The organism is Tenacibaculum ovolyticum DSM 18103 (assembly GCF_000430545.1).
In the GTDB taxonomy this organism is placed as follows: Bacteria; Bacteroidota; Bacteroidia; order Flavobacteriales; family Flavobacteriaceae; genus Polaribacter; species Polaribacter ovolyticus.
On record NZ_AUMF01000010.1, the window covers coordinates 64,610 to 80,701 of the forward strand.

The window sequence follows — 16,092 nt, forward strand, 5'->3', positions numbered from 1 at the left end:
TTTAAAAATCAGTTTTTAAAGGGATCTTAAAAGATACTTTTGTTCCTGTGGTAATACTTTTATCAACAAGCTCTTTAATACGAAATGCATTTTTTTTAGTTAATGTTTTAATACGCTCTTTAGTAACTTTAATAGCTACTGAATTGTGAGAACTTACTTTTTTATTTTTTTTAGATTGAAGTATTCCAATACCATTATCAATAATAGTACAGCGTAAATAATTGTTTTTAGTAGAAAAATCTAATGTTATTTTTCCTTCTTTTTTTGTTTTAATACCGTGTTTAATACTATTTTCTACAAAAGGTTGTATAAGCATTGGGGGAATTAAAATTTCTTCAGAATCTAAATTTAAATTTGTGTTTATTTGGTAGTTAAACGGGTTCGAACTCATTTGTTGTTCTAATTCTATGTAGTTTTTAAGAGCCGATATCTCTTCTGCTAAACTAATTTCATCTTGCCTAGAGTTATTTAAAACGCTACGTAAAAGAACTGCAAATTTACTTATGGTAGTATTTAATTCTGCAGATTTTCCTGAATTTCCTAAGGCTTTAATTCCATTTAAAACATTAAAGATAAAATGAGGATTCATTTGTAATTGCAATGCTTTTTGTTCGAGTGATAATAAATGATTTTTTAACTCTAACTTTTTTACTTTCGCTCTGTTTTTGGCTTTTATCTTTTTAATATAAAATAAAATTGTACCACTTAGTAATAGAATACCTAAAGTAATAAGAAGCGATTGAAACCAACTTTTTTGATAGATTGGTGTATCGATAAAGAAATTAAATTTAATAGGGGTACTTTCTATTTCCTCAATTTTAGATTGTGCTATAAAAGTATAATTACCTGCATTTAAATAAGCTAAGTCAACAGTGTTTTTGCTCGTCCAGCTACTAAATTGATTATTTAGCTTATAGCGATACAAAACCTTTTTAGGGGTATTTATATTAACAGTTTTATAGGTGAATGAAATATGGTTTTTAGTTGGCTTTAATTGTAATTTTTTAGGGTAATTATTAATATCTATAGTATCTAGTGCTTTGTAAACAACTTCGATGTTTTGAAAAGTAATTACTGGCTTTTCCTTTAAAGTTGTTTTTCCTTTTAGTTTATAAACTCCTTTGTTATTAGTCGCTATCCAAATATTTTTTTGTTTATCTTGGTAAACGGTATTTATTTTATTGGTATTTATAGTATTGTATTTATTAATGCTTCTTTCAAAAGAGAAATTTTCGTCAAGCACAACAATTCCTTCATTTTTTGTAATAATCCAAAATTGATTATCAATTTTTTTGATGCCGGTTATTTTATTTGGAGTGGTACTAATTGTTTCAGCAATATTGTTTCTAATTAGTTTAATTCCGTTATTATAAGTAGTTGCAATACAGTTCTTATTATTAATAAGAATGGCGGTGTAATTCCCTAATCCAACTCTTTTTAAAAGTGTTGGATTAATTAATTTATCTAATTTCCAAAGACTTTTATTGGTTGCTATCCAGTAAAACCTGCCATCAAATTTTAGATCATTTATAATATTTAAATCTATTTGAAAATTTGTTCTAATGTTTGAAAGAAAATCTTCTCGAACTCTTAAAATACCTTTATTAGTTCCTAGAAAAGTACCAGTACTTGTTGTAACAATGCAATTTATTTTTTTTTCTTCAAAATTAGTGAATTTAGTACTGGTTTTAATACTTAAACCTTTATCTGTACCTATTAAAAGATTGTTTTCTGAAGAGACAACTGTTGTTTTATTAGAAGTTAAACCATCTTTATTTGTGTAGTTAAGAAATTCGTTTCCATCAAAACGAGATAGTCCTTTGTTAGTTGTAAGCCATATATAGCCAGTGTTATCTTGTGTAATATTAGTTATAGTAGCACTTGGTAAACCACTGTTTGTGTTGTAGTTTTTAAACGCATTAATTTGCGCAACAACATTACATGTAGAAAATATAAAAACAAGAAAAAATAAACATCGAAGAAACTTCATAAAAACAAACTTAACTAATTTAAACGTCATTGCGATAAAGTAATCTTACTATAAATTACTTAATGTTATTCGCAATGACGTTTCCCTAAAAATATTTAATTATTTCATGGCATACAAACGCTTATTGTTTGTATCTGGTTTTACGTGTTTTAAATCGCCATAAGGTTTTATTAAGGGCTTTAGTACACATAAAACTGATGTTTTTCCTTTAATTATTAATTTCGTATCTTTTATTGTATAGGTCCATCTGAATTTATCTACAGGGATTTTTAGCTTATTCATTTTTTCCATTAAATCTTCATCAGCAGCTATAAAATCCATAATCTCTTCTTGCATTATAAATGTTGGAATTTCATAATCTGCATTAATATAATCTACCTCTAATTTAACAGGTACGTTATATTGTTGTGTGTATGGTTCGCCTATATAACGTTCTCTTTCATTTGTTAAAGCTGAAAACCAGTCTATTTCTTTTTCTTCAGGGTATTTTTTTGCAATTTCTTTAGATAAATCTACCTTTCCAGGTGAATTTGCAGTTGGGTAAAATACATAATATGGTTGTGCTAAATAATGATTAGTAAATTCTCCATCGAATATATTAAAGTATGGTGAGGCAACAATTTGTGGAACCTGATTAGTAGAGAATACTTGTTTTAAGTTTTTTAAAAGCTCAGTGTTTTTACCTAAACCGTTAGAGTGAAATACAATTTTAGTATTTGTGTTAATTCCTGCTTTTAAATTAGGTAATGTTTTTTTAGCAATACTTCTTTGTAAAGATTCTGAGGTGATTTTTTCTCCGTTTATAACTGTTTCAAGGTTCATACCTTTAAAAGGGGCATTGTAATTAACAATATGAATTTCGCCATACGGGTTTTTAGAAACATTTTTATTCATCCAAGAAATAATTTCTTCTAACGAATATTCTTCATTTATAATTTGATAGTTTTTTTCTTTAAAATAAGCTCTAGCACTATCGTAAAACTTACTATCGTTTTTATCATATCCAGCAATAAATACAATTGGATTTCTTGAAGTTGCGTTAGTGTTATTTGTAGTTTTTTCTTTTTTAGCAATGTTTCCCGACTCTATATTATTGTTTTCTTTTGTTTTTTTACAGTTTGTAAATGTTCCGATTAGTAGTAGTAATCCCATTACCATTCCTACTTTTAAAATGTGTTGTTTCATAGGTTTAAATTTTAAGGTTATTATATATTATTATTGTTTTAAAATGATTGTTATATTTTTTTCTAAACAGTAGCAGTTTGATATTTTATTTAAAATATTAGGTAGGTTTCTGTCGTTAATCCACTTTCCATTTTCTTGCTTTTTAACAGAATCAATTAATCCGTTGTTGTTTACTTCTAGCTTTAAGCTATTGTATTTATTTAAATACATTTTTATTATCGATGAATAATTATTGTCTAACCACATAATACTTGTTTTATGCAGTCAAAATTAGGGGAGAAGTAAGGTATAATTTTAAGTTAATTAGAATTCGTAGTCAATAAATTAGAATTCGTTAAAAAAGAAGCGTTATAAATGTTTTGTGGAAGAAAATTAATGATTTATAAAAAATATATATATAGTTTTAATATATAACATAAAGTTACTATGTATCAATCATTAAATATTTTGGATAGTATATTTATTAGGATAGTCATTAAAAAGAAAAGAAGTTGTCCTTTTGGGGTAACTTCTTTTCTGTGTAATTAAATTAAAAGTGTCTAAATGTTTCTTTTTAGTGACCTCTTTTTATCTGGCGAGATTTACTTTATGTTTCATTTAGAAGCTTAGAAAATAAAAGTGTTTCACCCGTTTTGGGTTACATTATTGTGACACAGTGTTTTGTGAAAAGTCACAAATGGATTTAATATTGAGGAAATAGTAGGGGGAAGAATAGAAAAGTAGAACTCCCGAAGGAGCTCTACATTAATCTAAATTACTAATCATAACCCTTCCAAATTATGAAGCGGCAAAAATATACAATTAGAAAGAATAATTGTAGTAAAAAACCATAAAAAAAGTAAGGTAAAACCGTAAAATATTAATCAATAAAAAAGCAGATAAAAAAGAAAAGAAGTCCCTCACGGATTTTTTTTCCGAAGGGACTTTACTTGAAGGGTTGTGATAGCAATAATCATGCAAAAATATTTAAAATAAGAAAGATTAAAGTTATTAAAAAGGGAATAATACTTATGAAAAAAGGTAAAATGAAAATTAGCATAATTAAAAAGAAAAGAAGTAATCTTTTATAAAGGATACTTCTTTTCTGAAAACTAATTAAATAAAAATTACAATGAAAATTTTTAATTCAAATTTATATGTTAAAGATAGTATCATGTGTAGGATTAATTAAAAAAAATAGACTAATTGAAGATAAGTATAGATGAATAGTCTATTTGTTCAAAAAAGTTGAAACTTGAATTGTGAAATTGTAGAAAAAATCAACAAATAAAAAAAGTAGAACCCCCGAAGGAGTTCTACATTAATCTAAATTACTAATCATAACCCTTCCAAATTATGAAGTGACAAAAATACATACTCAAAAAGAATAATTATGAAAAAAAGACGTAAAAAAAGTATGGTTAAACCGTAAAAAATTAACTAATAAAACGTAGCATTTAAGAGGCTTAACCGTTTTCTAGATACTCATGAAAATTAATAAGTGAAATAGAATAAATAGATGAGTTTTAATGTTTTGATATAGTTGAAGTTAGGTGGTTATTAAATTAAGTTTTATTGTTTAAGGTAATTGTTTTATAAAAGTCTATTAATATATAATGGTTATTTAGCTTTTCTCTAAATTTTAATTTGATATTAAGTTTTGTACTTCTCTTGGTTGTGAAAAAGTAGTACTTTTTAAAAATAATTGTAGTTAAAAGGCATGAAAAAAAGCTCCAAAAGGAGCTTTACAATCAATTCAAATAATATAGGGATTTTATTTAGAGGGAATTATTAAAAGGGGATAAAATAATTCCTACACTATTGTGACACAGCTATTTATGATAAGTCACAAATAAAATGAAAAAAGAGTTCATTTCTGAACTCTTTATTCATAAAAGCTTTTTTCCCCATAAAGAAAGCTATTTACATTTAATATTTTCAAAATTAAATAATTAAGAATAAGTTGGGAGTAAAAAAAACATAAAATAAGTAAGGTAAAAACGTAAAATGTATATTAATAAAAGCGAAAAGAAGCTGTCCCCCGGGATAACTTCTTTTCTATATATATATAACTCAAACTTAAACTATATAGTAAAGATAGTTTAAGAAGATAATTTAATTTTTAAATGTTAGATAAGTGACGTTTATGTATCGATTAAAAATTAAAAAGAGAGGGTAGATAAATAATTTTAAAAGACTTTTGCTTTAAAATATTAGCTTTTGTAGGATAATCATAAAGTAAAAGATTAAGAAATCTCTAATTTAATGAACCTTTTGTTAAAGTGTTTCAGAAGTAATAATAGGTGTTTTCTTTTGTGCTATATGTTTTATGGTTGTAAGATTTTGTTTTCTTGATTTTATTTAAAATTTGAGTGAATAATAAGTACTGGTAATGTTACCAAAAAATAAAAAATAGTAACAGAAGAAGGCTAGATACATCCTCAATTAGAATTTTGGAGATATAGACGGCTTTATGTTTGGAATAACAATTACGCAATATTTAAAAACCTGTAGCATGATAGGTGAAATATTATGCTTTTTGGGATTTTATTTCAAATACTAAAAAAAAGAAATTAACTGGTTGAGATTTTCAGGAAGTTATTTAAAATGTAAAAAAGCGAACCGAAGTTCGCTAATTAATTTTGGTTATACCGGCTTAGGGATACATCTACAATTTTCATCAAAAACATAATCGTCATCACAAGGATGTGGAATATTAATACATCCAGTTGTTTTTATCCCTCCATTAACAGATTGTTGTTCTGATTTGTTCAATACTGAACCTAAATTTGAAATGTTCTTTAACATAATTTGAGTTTTTAAATTACTCAAATTTAGATAGTTTAAAATAAGATTAGTATGAAAAAACCGTAAAAAAAGTAAGGGATAACCTTACTTAACTAAAATTAACAATTAATAAGATTACAAGGTAGTGTTGTGATTTATATGTGCGAGTTTGTTTTACTATTTTTCTTAGCTTTAATATTGTTGCTAATTAACATGTAAACTGCTTGAGGTAGCATAAAAAAAGTAATACCTGAATTTGGTACCATATAGCAACCAAGTAATACTATTAAAAGATAGGTTATAGTAAAATATTGCGGTAAAACCTGTTGCTGTTTTTCAATAAAATGTACTAATAAGCCTAATGGAATGAGTATAATACCGAAATATAGAAACCAAAATGTTGCAAAATATTCGAAATTAGTGTAACCTAAAGCAGCTGGTAGTTCATTCATACCATCACTAATTTTGTAGAAATAAGATTTTGAGAAATGAAGTATTTGTTTTTGAAAACCACCTGCTGAAAATGTAAATTGTGTGTGTAAAAGACCAATTATTATAAGCAATATTCCGTTTGTAATTTTTTTAAGAATTTTCATACTGTATTTGTTTTAAGTAGTAGGGCAAAGCTACTTTTTTACACAGTATTTTCTTTTGACCTAGATCAAATTATGCTTTCGAAGCTCTTATTCTACTTAAGGTTTCTTGTGTGATTCCTAAAAAGGAAGCAATATCACCCAAAGGTACAGTAAGCTCTATTTTTGGGTATTGTTGAAGTAAGCTTTGGTAGCGTTGTTTAACGGTTTTAAACTGAAGCGAAAACATTCGATGTCTATATTGTACAATTACTTTAGATAATACAACTCTAAATAAATGCTCAAAATCATGATGCTCACTACACAATGTTTCAACATCTTCTTTATTTGTTTCTAAAATAATAGCATCTTCTATGGTTTCAATATCATGAAGGCTAGGAGTATCTGTAAAATAGCTACTACTAGAGGTGATAAATTCATTCTTAAAAGCAAACCAGTCGCTAATTCGTTTGCCATCATTTAGATAATATGCTTTTAGTGATCCTTCTAATACAAAATATAATTTATGATTACTTTGCCCTATATTAATTAAATGAGTTCCTTTTTTGTATTTAGAAATCGTAAACTTAGTACCCCAATTAGCTAGTGTGTTTTCTTTTAAATTGCTATAATTTACAGTTACTTGAGATGCAATTTCGGATAAGTTTTTAATCAATTGTTAAATTTTAAAGAGGTTGTTTTTTTGTACTAAAGTTTTAAGGTTGAAAAGTATTTTTACAGCGTTGGTAATGTTTCCTTATTTAATAGTTAAAGTTTGTATGTGCATCGTAATTAATAACCTACTTTTTGTCAAAAAGATTTATTGTATAGTCTAATAATTCAGTTCCTCCATGTTTTCCATGTCCAGGAATAACAATTTTAGTATCAGGGTACTTTATTTTTATGTTACGAACGGTCTCTGACCAATCGTTTGTGTTTGCATCTTCTAAATTTCCTTTACTAGCATTTACTTTTTTAATTAAACATCCTCCAAATAGAACTTTGTCTTCAGCAAAATAACCTATAATGTTATCTTTAGTGTGACCTTCTCCTATATATGTTGCATAAACTTTTTTGCTTCCAATTTCTAATGTGAGATTCGTATTAAATTTATTTACTGGCTTCGTAAATATTTCGCCTTTAGTTTTTAATAAGGCTATAGTTAGGTTTGATGCATATGTTGGTATATTATTTTCTTCAAATATTTGTATTCCGCCAATACAATCTTTGTGAAAATGAGAGGGAATAAGTGCAATTATTTTACTTTTAAGTTTGTTGGTAGCAAAGTTTATTAATTCTAATGAGCTTTTATTGTCAGTTGGCGTATCAAAAATTACTCCTTTGTTTTCATTTATAACTAACATACCATTACAGGCTACTTTTCCAAAAGTATCAGTATTTAAAAAAGAAACATGTTCATAAACATGATTAGAAAGCTTTTTAATTATCAAATTTTTCGATTGATAAATAGTTAAACTGTCAACAGGTTTTTTTTTAGTTTTCTTATCACTAGTTTCTTGTTTTACCTTATTGTGTTTTGCTAAAGTTTTTTTACATGAAATAAAGGCTGTCGTTATAAGTATAAAAACAACTAGTAATAATTTTCTCATTATTTTTTGTGTTTGTTTTTTAGTATTGATAACACTGGGTAAGTGCATTGTAAGAACAACAAAGTTATCATTAATTATAAGAGAGATAAAATTATTCTTAGATTATTAATACTATTTAAAATCATTTTTTTGCGCCTTCAAATTGTTTAATTAACTGTAAAATTTCTTCTTTATTATACTTACGAGAAAAATGAACAGGAATTGCATTTTTTACATTTGTTTCCTTCATTATGTTTCCTGACATAGAAGCATAACTGTGGTAATTTTTCACAGCAAATTCTTTGTCTTCATCTTTATAAAAACATTCAATGTATACTTCATCAGTATTAAGAAAAAGTTCTTTTATTTTCTTATGATTTTCTGTATTTGCACTATGATCCATAATAACTCCAACTTTTTTTCCTTTTTGGGTGGTTACCATGTGAAATAATTCTTTTGCTGAATAATTTTTATCATTAACAGTAATTATTAAATCTTCATTGTTTGTTTCAAAGGCCTTTTTTAGTTCAGAAACCCACTTACCTCCTTTAAAATTCTTGTTAAGTTCAATTTTAGTTTTATCATTTTCTTTAAATAAATAACAGATAGAAGCTGTTTTATGATCAAGAATATCAAAATTTACTATAAAATCTTTTCCTTTAAATAGTATAGAACTATTGGTTTCACTAATTTCTTCTTTTTCCCAAAAAGGTGGATTTAAAATAGTTGTTTTAATTTTATTTTTTGTTAGAATTTCTCTAACTTCATATGAGATAGCATCTTTCTCAATAAGATTCCAACAATAACTTTTAATACGGTTTTGAACTTGGTCAATTATACCTCTAGGTCCGCAAATAACTACTTTTCGTTTAATGCCAATTTGATGTCTTAGAATAGTATCAAAATTCACAAAATGATCTATATGCGTATGGCTTATGAAAATTGCATTTATATTTTGACACTCTTTTACCGTTAACTCCTTAGCTTCACCACAATCACATAAATAATTATATGAATGATTCGCTATTTTTATTAAAATAGAAATGTCTTCATCTTCCTTGCTTTTAATAGCTACTTTAAACATTCTTTTTTTTAATTTTATAGGGTAAATAAATATGCAACCTTTTTATATTTTAATTTTCCTTAAAGATGTAATCACTATAAAAAAATGAAATTATTAACTCGATTTATCGTAATTAAATAGTTTTATTGTTTTTCTATTTTCGAACATAAAAAAAGAAATCTTAAAAAAGAATTTGTTTAATTATCGATTACTCTTTTCTTCAGGTAATAAATCGTTTTTAAAAGGGTTTTTTGTAAAGGGAAAGAAAAGTTGTTTTACAAAACCCTTAGGGAATGTTGCGTCAATTAACCCTGTTCCCTTTGGCCATTCTTTTCCAGGTAAATGATAAGTTCCAAAAATTTTATCTATAAAAGGAAACACAACAGCAAAATTATTTCCATAATGTTCAGGTTCTTCACAATGATGCCAATGATGGTACTGAGGTGTTGTTATAATGTACTTTAGAAACCCGAAATTAATTCTGGTATTAGCATGAATTAAAACAGCATGAATTGCAATAAATAAAATATAAACATTAAATGTTAGCGTAGAAAAACCTAATACGTAAAGAGGTATATACGATACACTGCGGGTAAAAAATATATCTATAAAATGAGTTCGTGAACCAGCAAGCCAGTCCATATTTTGTGTTGAATGGTGAATTGAATGAAATCTCCATAAGTAATGGTGTGAATGGAAAAAACGATGTGCCCAATATTGAAATATATCTGTTATAAATAAAGCTAGGAATAACTCAACCAGAAAAGGTAGTTCTGAAATAAAAACATTAATCTGATCTAAATTCATCCAACCAAAAAAGGCAACTGCAGGTTTTTTTGTTATAACGCCAAATAATTGAATTGCTAAATGACTTATTCCGAAATAAATAAGATCAGTTCTCCATTCTTCATGAAATTTAGACTGTCGCTTATTTTTAGGAAAAGCTAATTCTATTGGAACAAACAATAATGCCATTATTAATAAATCTAAAATAAGCCAATCAAGGCCTATGCTCCAGCTAATATCTTGCACAGCTCTACCTTCAGCTGTAATTCCACCAAAAACTATTGCTAGTACGCCTAGGCAAGTACCAATTACTGCATTTTGTTTGTTTTTATTAAGTAGTATACTAACCAGTGCAAAAAGAAATGTAGCAATGATTCCTCCTAGCATAAGGTTTTCAACAATTTCAGCGGTATAAACCTCTCGAAATTCAGGTGTTGTTAGTTGTTCTGGGAATTTAAAACATAATATTCCTACTAAAGATAGGCTACCAAGGAATATCGAAATAGCCCCGCTAATTCGTCCTTCACCGACTCGCATTCGTTTAATCTGATCTTTCATTTTTTTTGCAATTTTTAAGATGTTTATATATAAATATGATTACCAATATTCAGGCTATTATCATACTTTATAAACTTAGTAAAAATAGAAAAAAGGTTTTACTATACACAAAACTGCTGCTATTTCTTTAAAATAATTAGCTTTACTCATAAGAAGCGTAATGTCCTCTGTTTCCAAACATAGAAAATGAATACGCTAAAATGTTGTCAACTTTATTTTCTAAACTTTTAGGTAGAGGATGTGGTAATTTATAATTTAAAATATGGCTATGAATTAAAAATTCAACAACTTTAAATTCAAAAAACGGGTCTTTCTGGTCAATTTTATCGCCATCTAAAACAATAAGGTCAACTTTAAAACCACTTTCTGTAGGTATGTAATTTGAAAAGTAAACTAAATCACCTGTCCAGCTTCTAACAAAAAAAAGAAAATTTGCATATTTATAAATATCCCATTTTTCTTCCATCGTTTGCGCTTTAAAAATTATTCCATCAGAAAGTTGTTCTCCATTATTATTAAAGTTCAACTCAACTTCACACTTTGTTCCATTGTTAGGAAATTGACCAATATATTCTTTACCGTCGCTTTTTCTAAGTTGTAAAAATTTATTTGCTATTTCTGAATTTTGAGTTGAAGAAAGCATATTTACTGCATATTCTCTACAATCAAATATGTCTTTTTGATATGGGTTTTCACTTGCTTTAATCCATTTAGATTCGTAGGTGATTTTATTGTCGTTTCCTAAAGTTATAGTATCTCCAACCTTTAATTTATCTAATTCAGATTTAGATATTGTTCTTGTTGTTGTAGATAATGTTGTTTTTTCTGTATCTTCTTTTTCAGCTTTCGAACCGAATAGTCTTTTAAATAAGTTCATTTTCTTCTGATTTTTTTCTAAGTTGTTTTTAATGCTAGAGTTGTAGCATTAGATTTTAAATGTAGTACCTAGCTAAAGTATTTTTAGTCACCTTTATTTTTCACGTAATGTAGGAAAGTTTTCGAGGTTTATTTCTTTTATTTGGTCGTTGCAATTTTTTATTAATTTACCTAGTAGAAGAGGAGATTCTTCTTGAGTTCCTAATCGGATATAGGTAAAGCATTTGTTATTTACATTTTCATATGATGTTGAAAAGTATGAAATATCTGTTGCATTATCGGTATCACTCTCTGATCCTAAAAAGAAACCTGGACTTATTTCAGCAATCCCATTACTTTTAAATGTTGATTTACCAAATTGAGCCATGTCAATTATATATTCAATTGAGACTTGATTAATTCTTTTAATTTTTAGAGTTATTGCAAAATTATCTTTTTCAGCAGTTAAAACTATTTGTTTGTTTATTTTAGGTTTGTCAGGAAACTCAACAGTGTCTTTGTCTTTTAATATTAAAAAGTTGTCGGTCAATTCAAAATCTCCAAATCCAACTATTTTTTTTAATCCCTTTATAAAGTTTTCGCTATAGTCATGTTTGTTTTTAACAACAACAGTTACTTCTTTTTGAGTTGTTGTTTTATGTTCAGTATCGGTTTTTATATTTTTCGATTTAGTTGAAATTTCAATTTTTTTTAAATTATTTGTTTTTTCAGTTTTTTGCTTTTTATAGTTGTTAGATATACAAGAAAAAAACATAAAAGGTAAAAATATAAAGGGTAGTATCTTATTCATTCAATTTTTGTTTTTTTAAGTTGTGTAAAAGTTTTGTGTTTTAAAGTTGATTGTTTAATGAAGCACAACAATTTATATAAGAATAGTGTAAAAAAGTACTTACTTTTCCGTTTCAGTACTTAGTCAAAATTAACAATTTTACTATTATTTTTCTTTTAATTATAAAATACTTTGTTTTCTATATCAATTTTAGTAAAGGTATAAGCTAATCTTAATTATCTTTAAAGTGTTTAGTCGAGTACAGTCGAAACTTATTTTTAACTAGCTAATAGTTCTCTAAATTTCGTTGTAAACTGTAGTTTTTTATTGTAAACTGTTCTTCAAAACCTAGTTTTAAATACAACCCTTTTCCCATATTAGATGATTGTAAAGTAATATAGTTGCTATTTGTTTTAATTGATTCATTTATTAAAAGTTTCATTATTTGCTCAGCATAACCTTTTCTTCTTTGTTCAGGAGTAACTCCTACAGAATGAATACCTGAAACATTGTTTGTTGTATGTAAAACGCCTGTTCCTATAGCTTCATTTTTATGATAAGCAATATAAAAAGTGGTGTTTTTTTGAGGTTTGGTAAGTAATATTGGATTTATAAAGTACCCGAAAGATTTAGAGAATAATTCTGACCATAAAAGAGTCTCATTTTCAAATGATACTTTTTTTAAACTTATAGTATCTAATTCTGTAAACAGGGAGTCTTTTTTTAAAGACATTCCTACTTGTTCAAACTTAAGGTTAAATCCATTTTTTTCTAATATTTTAAAAGAATTACTATTGTAAATATCCCAATATGGTACCGTTAAATCTGTTGATAGCGATATTAGTTTTTCTTTAGCTAATAATATAGCGTTTAAATCTATATCTTTAGTAAACCACAATTTATTTGGCCACTCAGAGTTTTTTATTAAACTATAATTAAAACATTCTTCTTTAAAATTAGAGTTAAAAGGTTTGCATATTGTTTGCCAGAGTGAGGTTAGGTTTTCAATATTAGCTAGTATATTTTTCATTTTATATTAATTAATAAGATTCCAATAATCATTGATGAAATCCCAATTGTTTTTTTTAAAGTTATCGGTTCTAAAGGTAAATTTAACCAACCGTAGTTTCCTGCAATTACAGCAAAGATTAATTGACCAAAAAGCCCAATAGAAATCATTGTAGAAATTCCTAATTTTGGAATCGTGTAGTAGTATAAACTTATTCCTAAAACACTAAAAAAGCCACCTGTAAACCACAGATAAAAAGGTATTTCTTTTATTTGAGAAATTGATGGTATAGCTTTAAAATTGAATAGTACAAATATTAGAGCAAATACAGTACTACCAAAAAAAGCGATTAGACTAGCCAATACAGGATTCTTTAAAAGAATACCCAATCGTGTATTTAAACCACCTTGCATAGCTAAAAAGACACCACCAATAAAAGCTAAAATCAATAAAATATATTTATTTGCCATGTTTATAATTATTGATGTTTTAGTTTAGTTGATTTACCTAAGTTTATGTTTGTACAATGAAAAACATAATTTAACCAGGTTATAAATAAAATACAAGTCGCTAATAGAGAATAGGGAGTTGTAAAGAATACTATGATGCTAATCATTTTTAAGATAAATAGTTGTTTTACTAATTTCATTATATAAATAGATTTTCGATAGGTTTTCTAATCTTTTTCGAATACTGAGAAGAATCCTTATCTGAACGATAACCTATAGTTGCTATAACAGCAGCACTTAAGCCTTGTTTAGTTAGGTTTAATATTTCGTTGTACTTTTCGGTATTAAAACCTTCCATCGGGCAAGCATCAATTTTAAGTGCTGCACAAGCATTTAATAAATTTCCTAAAGCAATATAAGTTTGGTTAGAAGTCCATTTATCTTTTTCTATTTTTGATTTACTTCTAATATCTTTTTTTATAAAGTCTGAGTACTCTTTAAAACTGTCTATATCAACTTGTGTTGTTTTAGCTTTTAGATCGAAGTATTCGTCTATATGTGATTCACTAACCGTAGCGTAATTACAAAAAACAATTAAATGAGATGCTTCAGTTATTTGGTTTTGATTATAAGAAGCATTTTTTAACTTTTCTCTTAATATATTATTTTCAATAATTAATACTTTATACAATTGAAGACCATAAGAAGAGGCTGATAATTGAATGACTTTCTTTAGTTTTTCTAAATCTTCTTTTGAAACTTTTTTAGAAGAATCAAATTTTTTAGTAGCATATCTCCATTCAAGATTGTTTATTAAATCCATTATATCTTTTTTATGATTAATTAATAGGGCAAAGATAAAATGGGAAATAAAGTTGTGCCTTTACATATGTTGATTCACTAAATTTTATTTATATTTTTTCTTATTCTACTTAATTGTGTAGGTGTAATACCTAAATGCGAAGCGATATGTAGTTTTTGTATTCGTTGATCGATATTTGGATGTTTTTGAAGTAGTTTTAGATATCTTTCAGTCGCGTTTTCCATTACTAAAGAAACTTCTCGTTGTTCTTTTTCAATAATCCAATTATTTTCTAGATAAGCAATATAGAAATTTTTTAAATCGATATTTAGCTCAATAAACTGTCTGTACTTTTTATAATCAAGGCTAATAAGAATCGTTTTTTCAAGCGCTTCTAATGTGAAGTTTGATGGAGTGTTTAATAAATATGAAACAGTAGAACCAGCAAAGTCATTTTCAAGAAAAATATTTTTATTATAAATATTTCCTTCATAATCTGTTACATATGCTCGCATAGCCCCTTTGCAAATAAAATACACATTTTTAGCAACCTGTCCGTTTCTTAGTAAAATTTCATCTTTTTCTAATTGTTTAAATGAAATTATCGATTTAATTAATAACCAAGATTCGTTTGAAATTGGAGCGTAACCTTCAAACTTTAACCGTAATTCTGAAATGTATTTTTCTCTTGTCAATCTTATTTTTTTCTAATATAAAGATACATGTAATCTTACGTTTTTTTATAGATTATTTACAGTTTTTGGACAGGGGAGTAGAGCGTAAATTTATTTTTCATGAAACTAAAGTAAAACCAGCCCCTTTTAAGGGCTTGGTTATTTTAGAACATTATATAAATTTGTAAAAACTTTTGTTAATTGTAGTTGTTTAATTTAATAGTTCTGTTATAGCCTTCCAATTCATTAACTTTCCATATTCTAAAGCTGTTTTATTTGATTTAGATTTATTTGTTTTATCAGCACCCAACTCTAGTAATATTTCAACATTTATTTTATTACCAGCAATTGTTTCTTTATGTAAAAAGGTGAGTCCGTGCTCATCTTTTGTAGCTATTTCATTTGGGTTTTCTTTAAAAAAGGCATGTATGTTTTCAGCCATGTTTTTACTCATTGGATGTTCTAGTAAGTTTTCTGGGTTCTCTTTTTGTTTGTAAACCAATAAAACTTCATTGTAATCTCCAAAATCTAACCCCCAAGCTTCATCATGACTTTTTCTTTCTTCTTCGTTCATCTCAGATCGCATTGCTTGAATTGTAAAACCGCCATATGTTTTTCCTTGAATAGATAGCATCCAATCATCTATTTCGTTGATTTTTTTTGATATTAAATCTCCTTTCGTAACATTTGTTAATTCATTTGGGGTGTTTACTAATTCACCAGTAATAAATTCACCATTAAAATTGATGTTATTAATCCACATATGTTCAACTAGTGGTACTGTTTGTTCAAGTATTATCTGTTCGAAAGGAATTTTTACCATTGCAAAGTCATGTGCAGGAACTATTCTTCTATATTCCCAAGACAGTTCTCTCCAAAAATATTTAAAACTCTGTTGTGCCTGTGTATAGGCATTTTTCATTTTATCATCTTGTTGCGCGTAAAAAATGTCTTCATTATTGGATTCACTTTTATCATTTTTTTTTCTAAATATTCCCATTTCT

General features: G+C 26.7%; 16 protein-coding genes. All 16 read right to left on the minus strand.

The features are described 5' to 3' along the window. Nucleotide 1: 1 nt before the first annotated feature. The 16 genes from H518_RS0102665 to H518_RS0102745 all read right to left on the minus strand — a co-directional run bounded on the left by H518_RS0102665 (nucleotide 2) and on the right by H518_RS0102745 (nucleotide 16,088). On the minus strand, nucleotides 2-1,990 hold the full coding sequence (locus H518_RS0102665; RefSeq protein WP_162143101.1) for a sensor histidine kinase: 1,989 nt from the start codon (nucleotides 1,988-1,990) through the stop codon (nucleotides 2-4). Nucleotides 1,991-2,089: 99 nt separating this feature from the next. Then, complete coding sequence (locus tag H518_RS0102670) at nucleotides 2,090-3,175, minus strand: hypothetical protein (protein WP_028887633.1); 1,086 nt, start codon at nucleotides 3,173-3,175, stop codon at nucleotides 2,090-2,092. 30 nt (nucleotides 3,176-3,205) lie between these two features. Further along, nucleotides 3,206-3,421 (minus strand): hypothetical protein, encoded by a 216-nt coding sequence (locus H518_RS0102675; RefSeq protein ID WP_028887634.1) that lies wholly within the window; start codon nucleotides 3,419-3,421, stop codon nucleotides 3,206-3,208. A gap of 2,379 nt (nucleotides 3,422-5,800) precedes the next feature. Continuing rightward, nucleotides 5,801-5,962: a hypothetical protein gene (locus tag H518_RS0102685; RefSeq protein WP_155995127.1), complete on the minus strand. Its 162-nt coding sequence runs from the start codon at nucleotides 5,960-5,962 to the stop codon at nucleotides 5,801-5,803. Nucleotides 5,963-6,096: 134 nt separating this feature from the next. Continuing rightward, the gene (locus H518_RS0102690; RefSeq protein ID WP_028887636.1) at nucleotides 6,097-6,537 is read right to left on the minus strand and encodes a DUF6463 family protein; all 441 of its coding nucleotides are present in this window, start codon (nucleotides 6,535-6,537) and stop codon (nucleotides 6,097-6,099) included. Nucleotides 6,538-6,607: 70 nt separating this feature from the next. Further along, a complete protein-coding gene (locus H518_RS19105; protein WP_043706394.1) occupies nucleotides 6,608-7,189 on the minus strand; it encodes a Crp/Fnr family transcriptional regulator in 582 nt (193 codons plus the stop codon). A 124-nt stretch (nucleotides 7,190-7,313) separates the two neighbouring features. Next, on the minus strand, nucleotides 7,314-8,123 hold the full coding sequence (gene bla / locus H518_RS0102700; RefSeq protein ID WP_028887637.1) for a subclass B1 metallo-beta-lactamase: 810 nt from the start codon (nucleotides 8,121-8,123) through the stop codon (nucleotides 7,314-7,316). Nucleotides 8,124-8,244: 121 nt separating this feature from the next. Then, nucleotides 8,245-9,186 (minus strand): MBL fold metallo-hydrolase, encoded by a 942-nt coding sequence (locus H518_RS0102705; RefSeq protein ID WP_028887638.1) that lies wholly within the window; start codon nucleotides 9,184-9,186, stop codon nucleotides 8,245-8,247. Between the two features lie 180 nt (nucleotides 9,187-9,366). Then, on the minus strand, nucleotides 9,367-10,509 hold the full coding sequence (locus H518_RS0102710; protein WP_028887639.1) for a sterol desaturase family protein: 1,143 nt from the start codon (nucleotides 10,507-10,509) through the stop codon (nucleotides 9,367-9,369). A gap of 142 nt (nucleotides 10,510-10,651) precedes the next feature. Next, nucleotides 10,652-11,386: a hypothetical protein gene (locus H518_RS0102715; RefSeq protein ID WP_028887640.1), complete on the minus strand. Its 735-nt coding sequence runs from the start codon at nucleotides 11,384-11,386 to the stop codon at nucleotides 10,652-10,654. A 93-nt stretch (nucleotides 11,387-11,479) separates the two neighbouring features. Beyond that, entirely contained in the window at nucleotides 11,480-12,175 is a 696-nt protein-coding gene (locus H518_RS0102720; RefSeq protein ID WP_028887641.1) for a hypothetical protein, read from the minus strand. A 265-nt stretch (nucleotides 12,176-12,440) separates the two neighbouring features. Further along, nucleotides 12,441-13,184 (minus strand): GNAT family N-acetyltransferase, encoded by a 744-nt coding sequence (locus H518_RS0102725; protein WP_028887642.1) that lies wholly within the window; start codon nucleotides 13,182-13,184, stop codon nucleotides 12,441-12,443. Continuing rightward, nucleotides 13,181-13,633 carry a DMT family transporter gene (locus tag H518_RS0102730; protein WP_043706398.1) on the minus strand — a complete coding sequence of 151 codons (453 nt, stop codon included), beginning with the start codon at nucleotides 13,631-13,633 and terminating at the stop codon, nucleotides 13,181-13,183. The genes H518_RS0102725 and H518_RS0102730 overlap by 4 nt, the downstream gene beginning before the upstream one ends. 178 nt (nucleotides 13,634-13,811) lie before the next feature. Further along, nucleotides 13,812-14,435, minus strand: a complete 624-nt coding sequence (locus H518_RS0102735; protein ID WP_028887644.1) for an NAD(P)H-dependent oxidoreductase — start codon at nucleotides 14,433-14,435, stop codon at nucleotides 13,812-13,814. Between the two features lie 77 nt (nucleotides 14,436-14,512). Next, nucleotides 14,513-15,109 (minus strand): Crp/Fnr family transcriptional regulator, encoded by a 597-nt coding sequence (locus H518_RS0102740; protein ID WP_231891986.1) that lies wholly within the window; start codon nucleotides 15,107-15,109, stop codon nucleotides 14,513-14,515. Between the two features lie 190 nt (nucleotides 15,110-15,299). After that, the gene (locus H518_RS0102745) at nucleotides 15,300-16,088 is read right to left on the minus strand and encodes a YegJ family protein (RefSeq protein WP_051263643.1); all 789 of its coding nucleotides are present in this window, start codon (nucleotides 16,086-16,088) and stop codon (nucleotides 15,300-15,302) included. Between the last annotated feature and the right edge of the window lie 4 nt (nucleotides 16,089-16,092).

What these genes read in the sequence shown, in the direction of transcription:
- H518_RS0102705 (WP_028887638.1), bottom strand. Translation starts at nt 9,186, where the DNA reads ATGTTTAAAGTAGCTATTAAAAGCAAGGAAGATGAAGACATTTCTATT.
- H518_RS0102745 (WP_051263643.1), bottom strand. Translation starts at nt 16,088, where the DNA reads ATGGGAATATTTAGAAAAAAAAATGATAAAAGTGAATCCAATAATGAA.
- bla (WP_028887637.1), bottom strand. Translation starts at nt 8,123, where the DNA reads ATGAGAAAATTATTACTAGTTGTTTTTATACTTATAACGACAGCCTTT.
- H518_RS0102710 (WP_028887639.1), bottom strand. Translation starts at nt 10,509, where the DNA reads ATGAAAGATCAGATTAAACGAATGCGAGTCGGTGAAGGACGAATTAGC.
- H518_RS0102730 (WP_043706398.1), bottom strand. Translation starts at nt 13,633, where the DNA reads ATGGCAAATAAATATATTTTATTGATTTTAGCTTTTATTGGTGGTGTC.
- H518_RS0102690 (WP_028887636.1), bottom strand. Translation starts at nt 6,537, where the DNA reads ATGAAAATTCTTAAAAAAATTACAAACGGAATATTGCTTATAATAATT.
- H518_RS0102715 (WP_028887640.1), bottom strand. Translation starts at nt 11,386, where the DNA reads ATGAACTTATTTAAAAGACTATTCGGTTCGAAAGCTGAAAAAGAAGAT.
- H518_RS0102685 (WP_155995127.1), bottom strand. Translation starts at nt 5,962, where the DNA reads ATGTTAAAGAACATTTCAAATTTAGGTTCAGTATTGAACAAATCAGAA.
- H518_RS0102670 (WP_028887633.1), bottom strand. Translation starts at nt 3,175, where the DNA reads ATGAAACAACACATTTTAAAAGTAGGAATGGTAATGGGATTACTACTA.
- H518_RS0102675 (WP_028887634.1), bottom strand. Translation starts at nt 3,421, where the DNA reads ATGTGGTTAGACAATAATTATTCATCGATAATAAAAATGTATTTAAAT.
- H518_RS0102720 (WP_028887641.1), bottom strand. Translation starts at nt 12,175, where the DNA reads ATGAATAAGATACTACCCTTTATATTTTTACCTTTTATGTTTTTTTCT.
- H518_RS0102725 (WP_028887642.1), bottom strand. Translation starts at nt 13,184, where the DNA reads ATGAAAAATATACTAGCTAATATTGAAAACCTAACCTCACTCTGGCAA.
- H518_RS0102735 (WP_028887644.1), bottom strand. Translation starts at nt 14,435, where the DNA reads ATGGATTTAATAAACAATCTTGAATGGAGATATGCTACTAAAAAATTT.
- H518_RS0102665 (WP_162143101.1), bottom strand. Translation starts at nt 1,990, where the DNA reads ATGAAGTTTCTTCGATGTTTATTTTTTCTTGTTTTTATATTTTCTACA.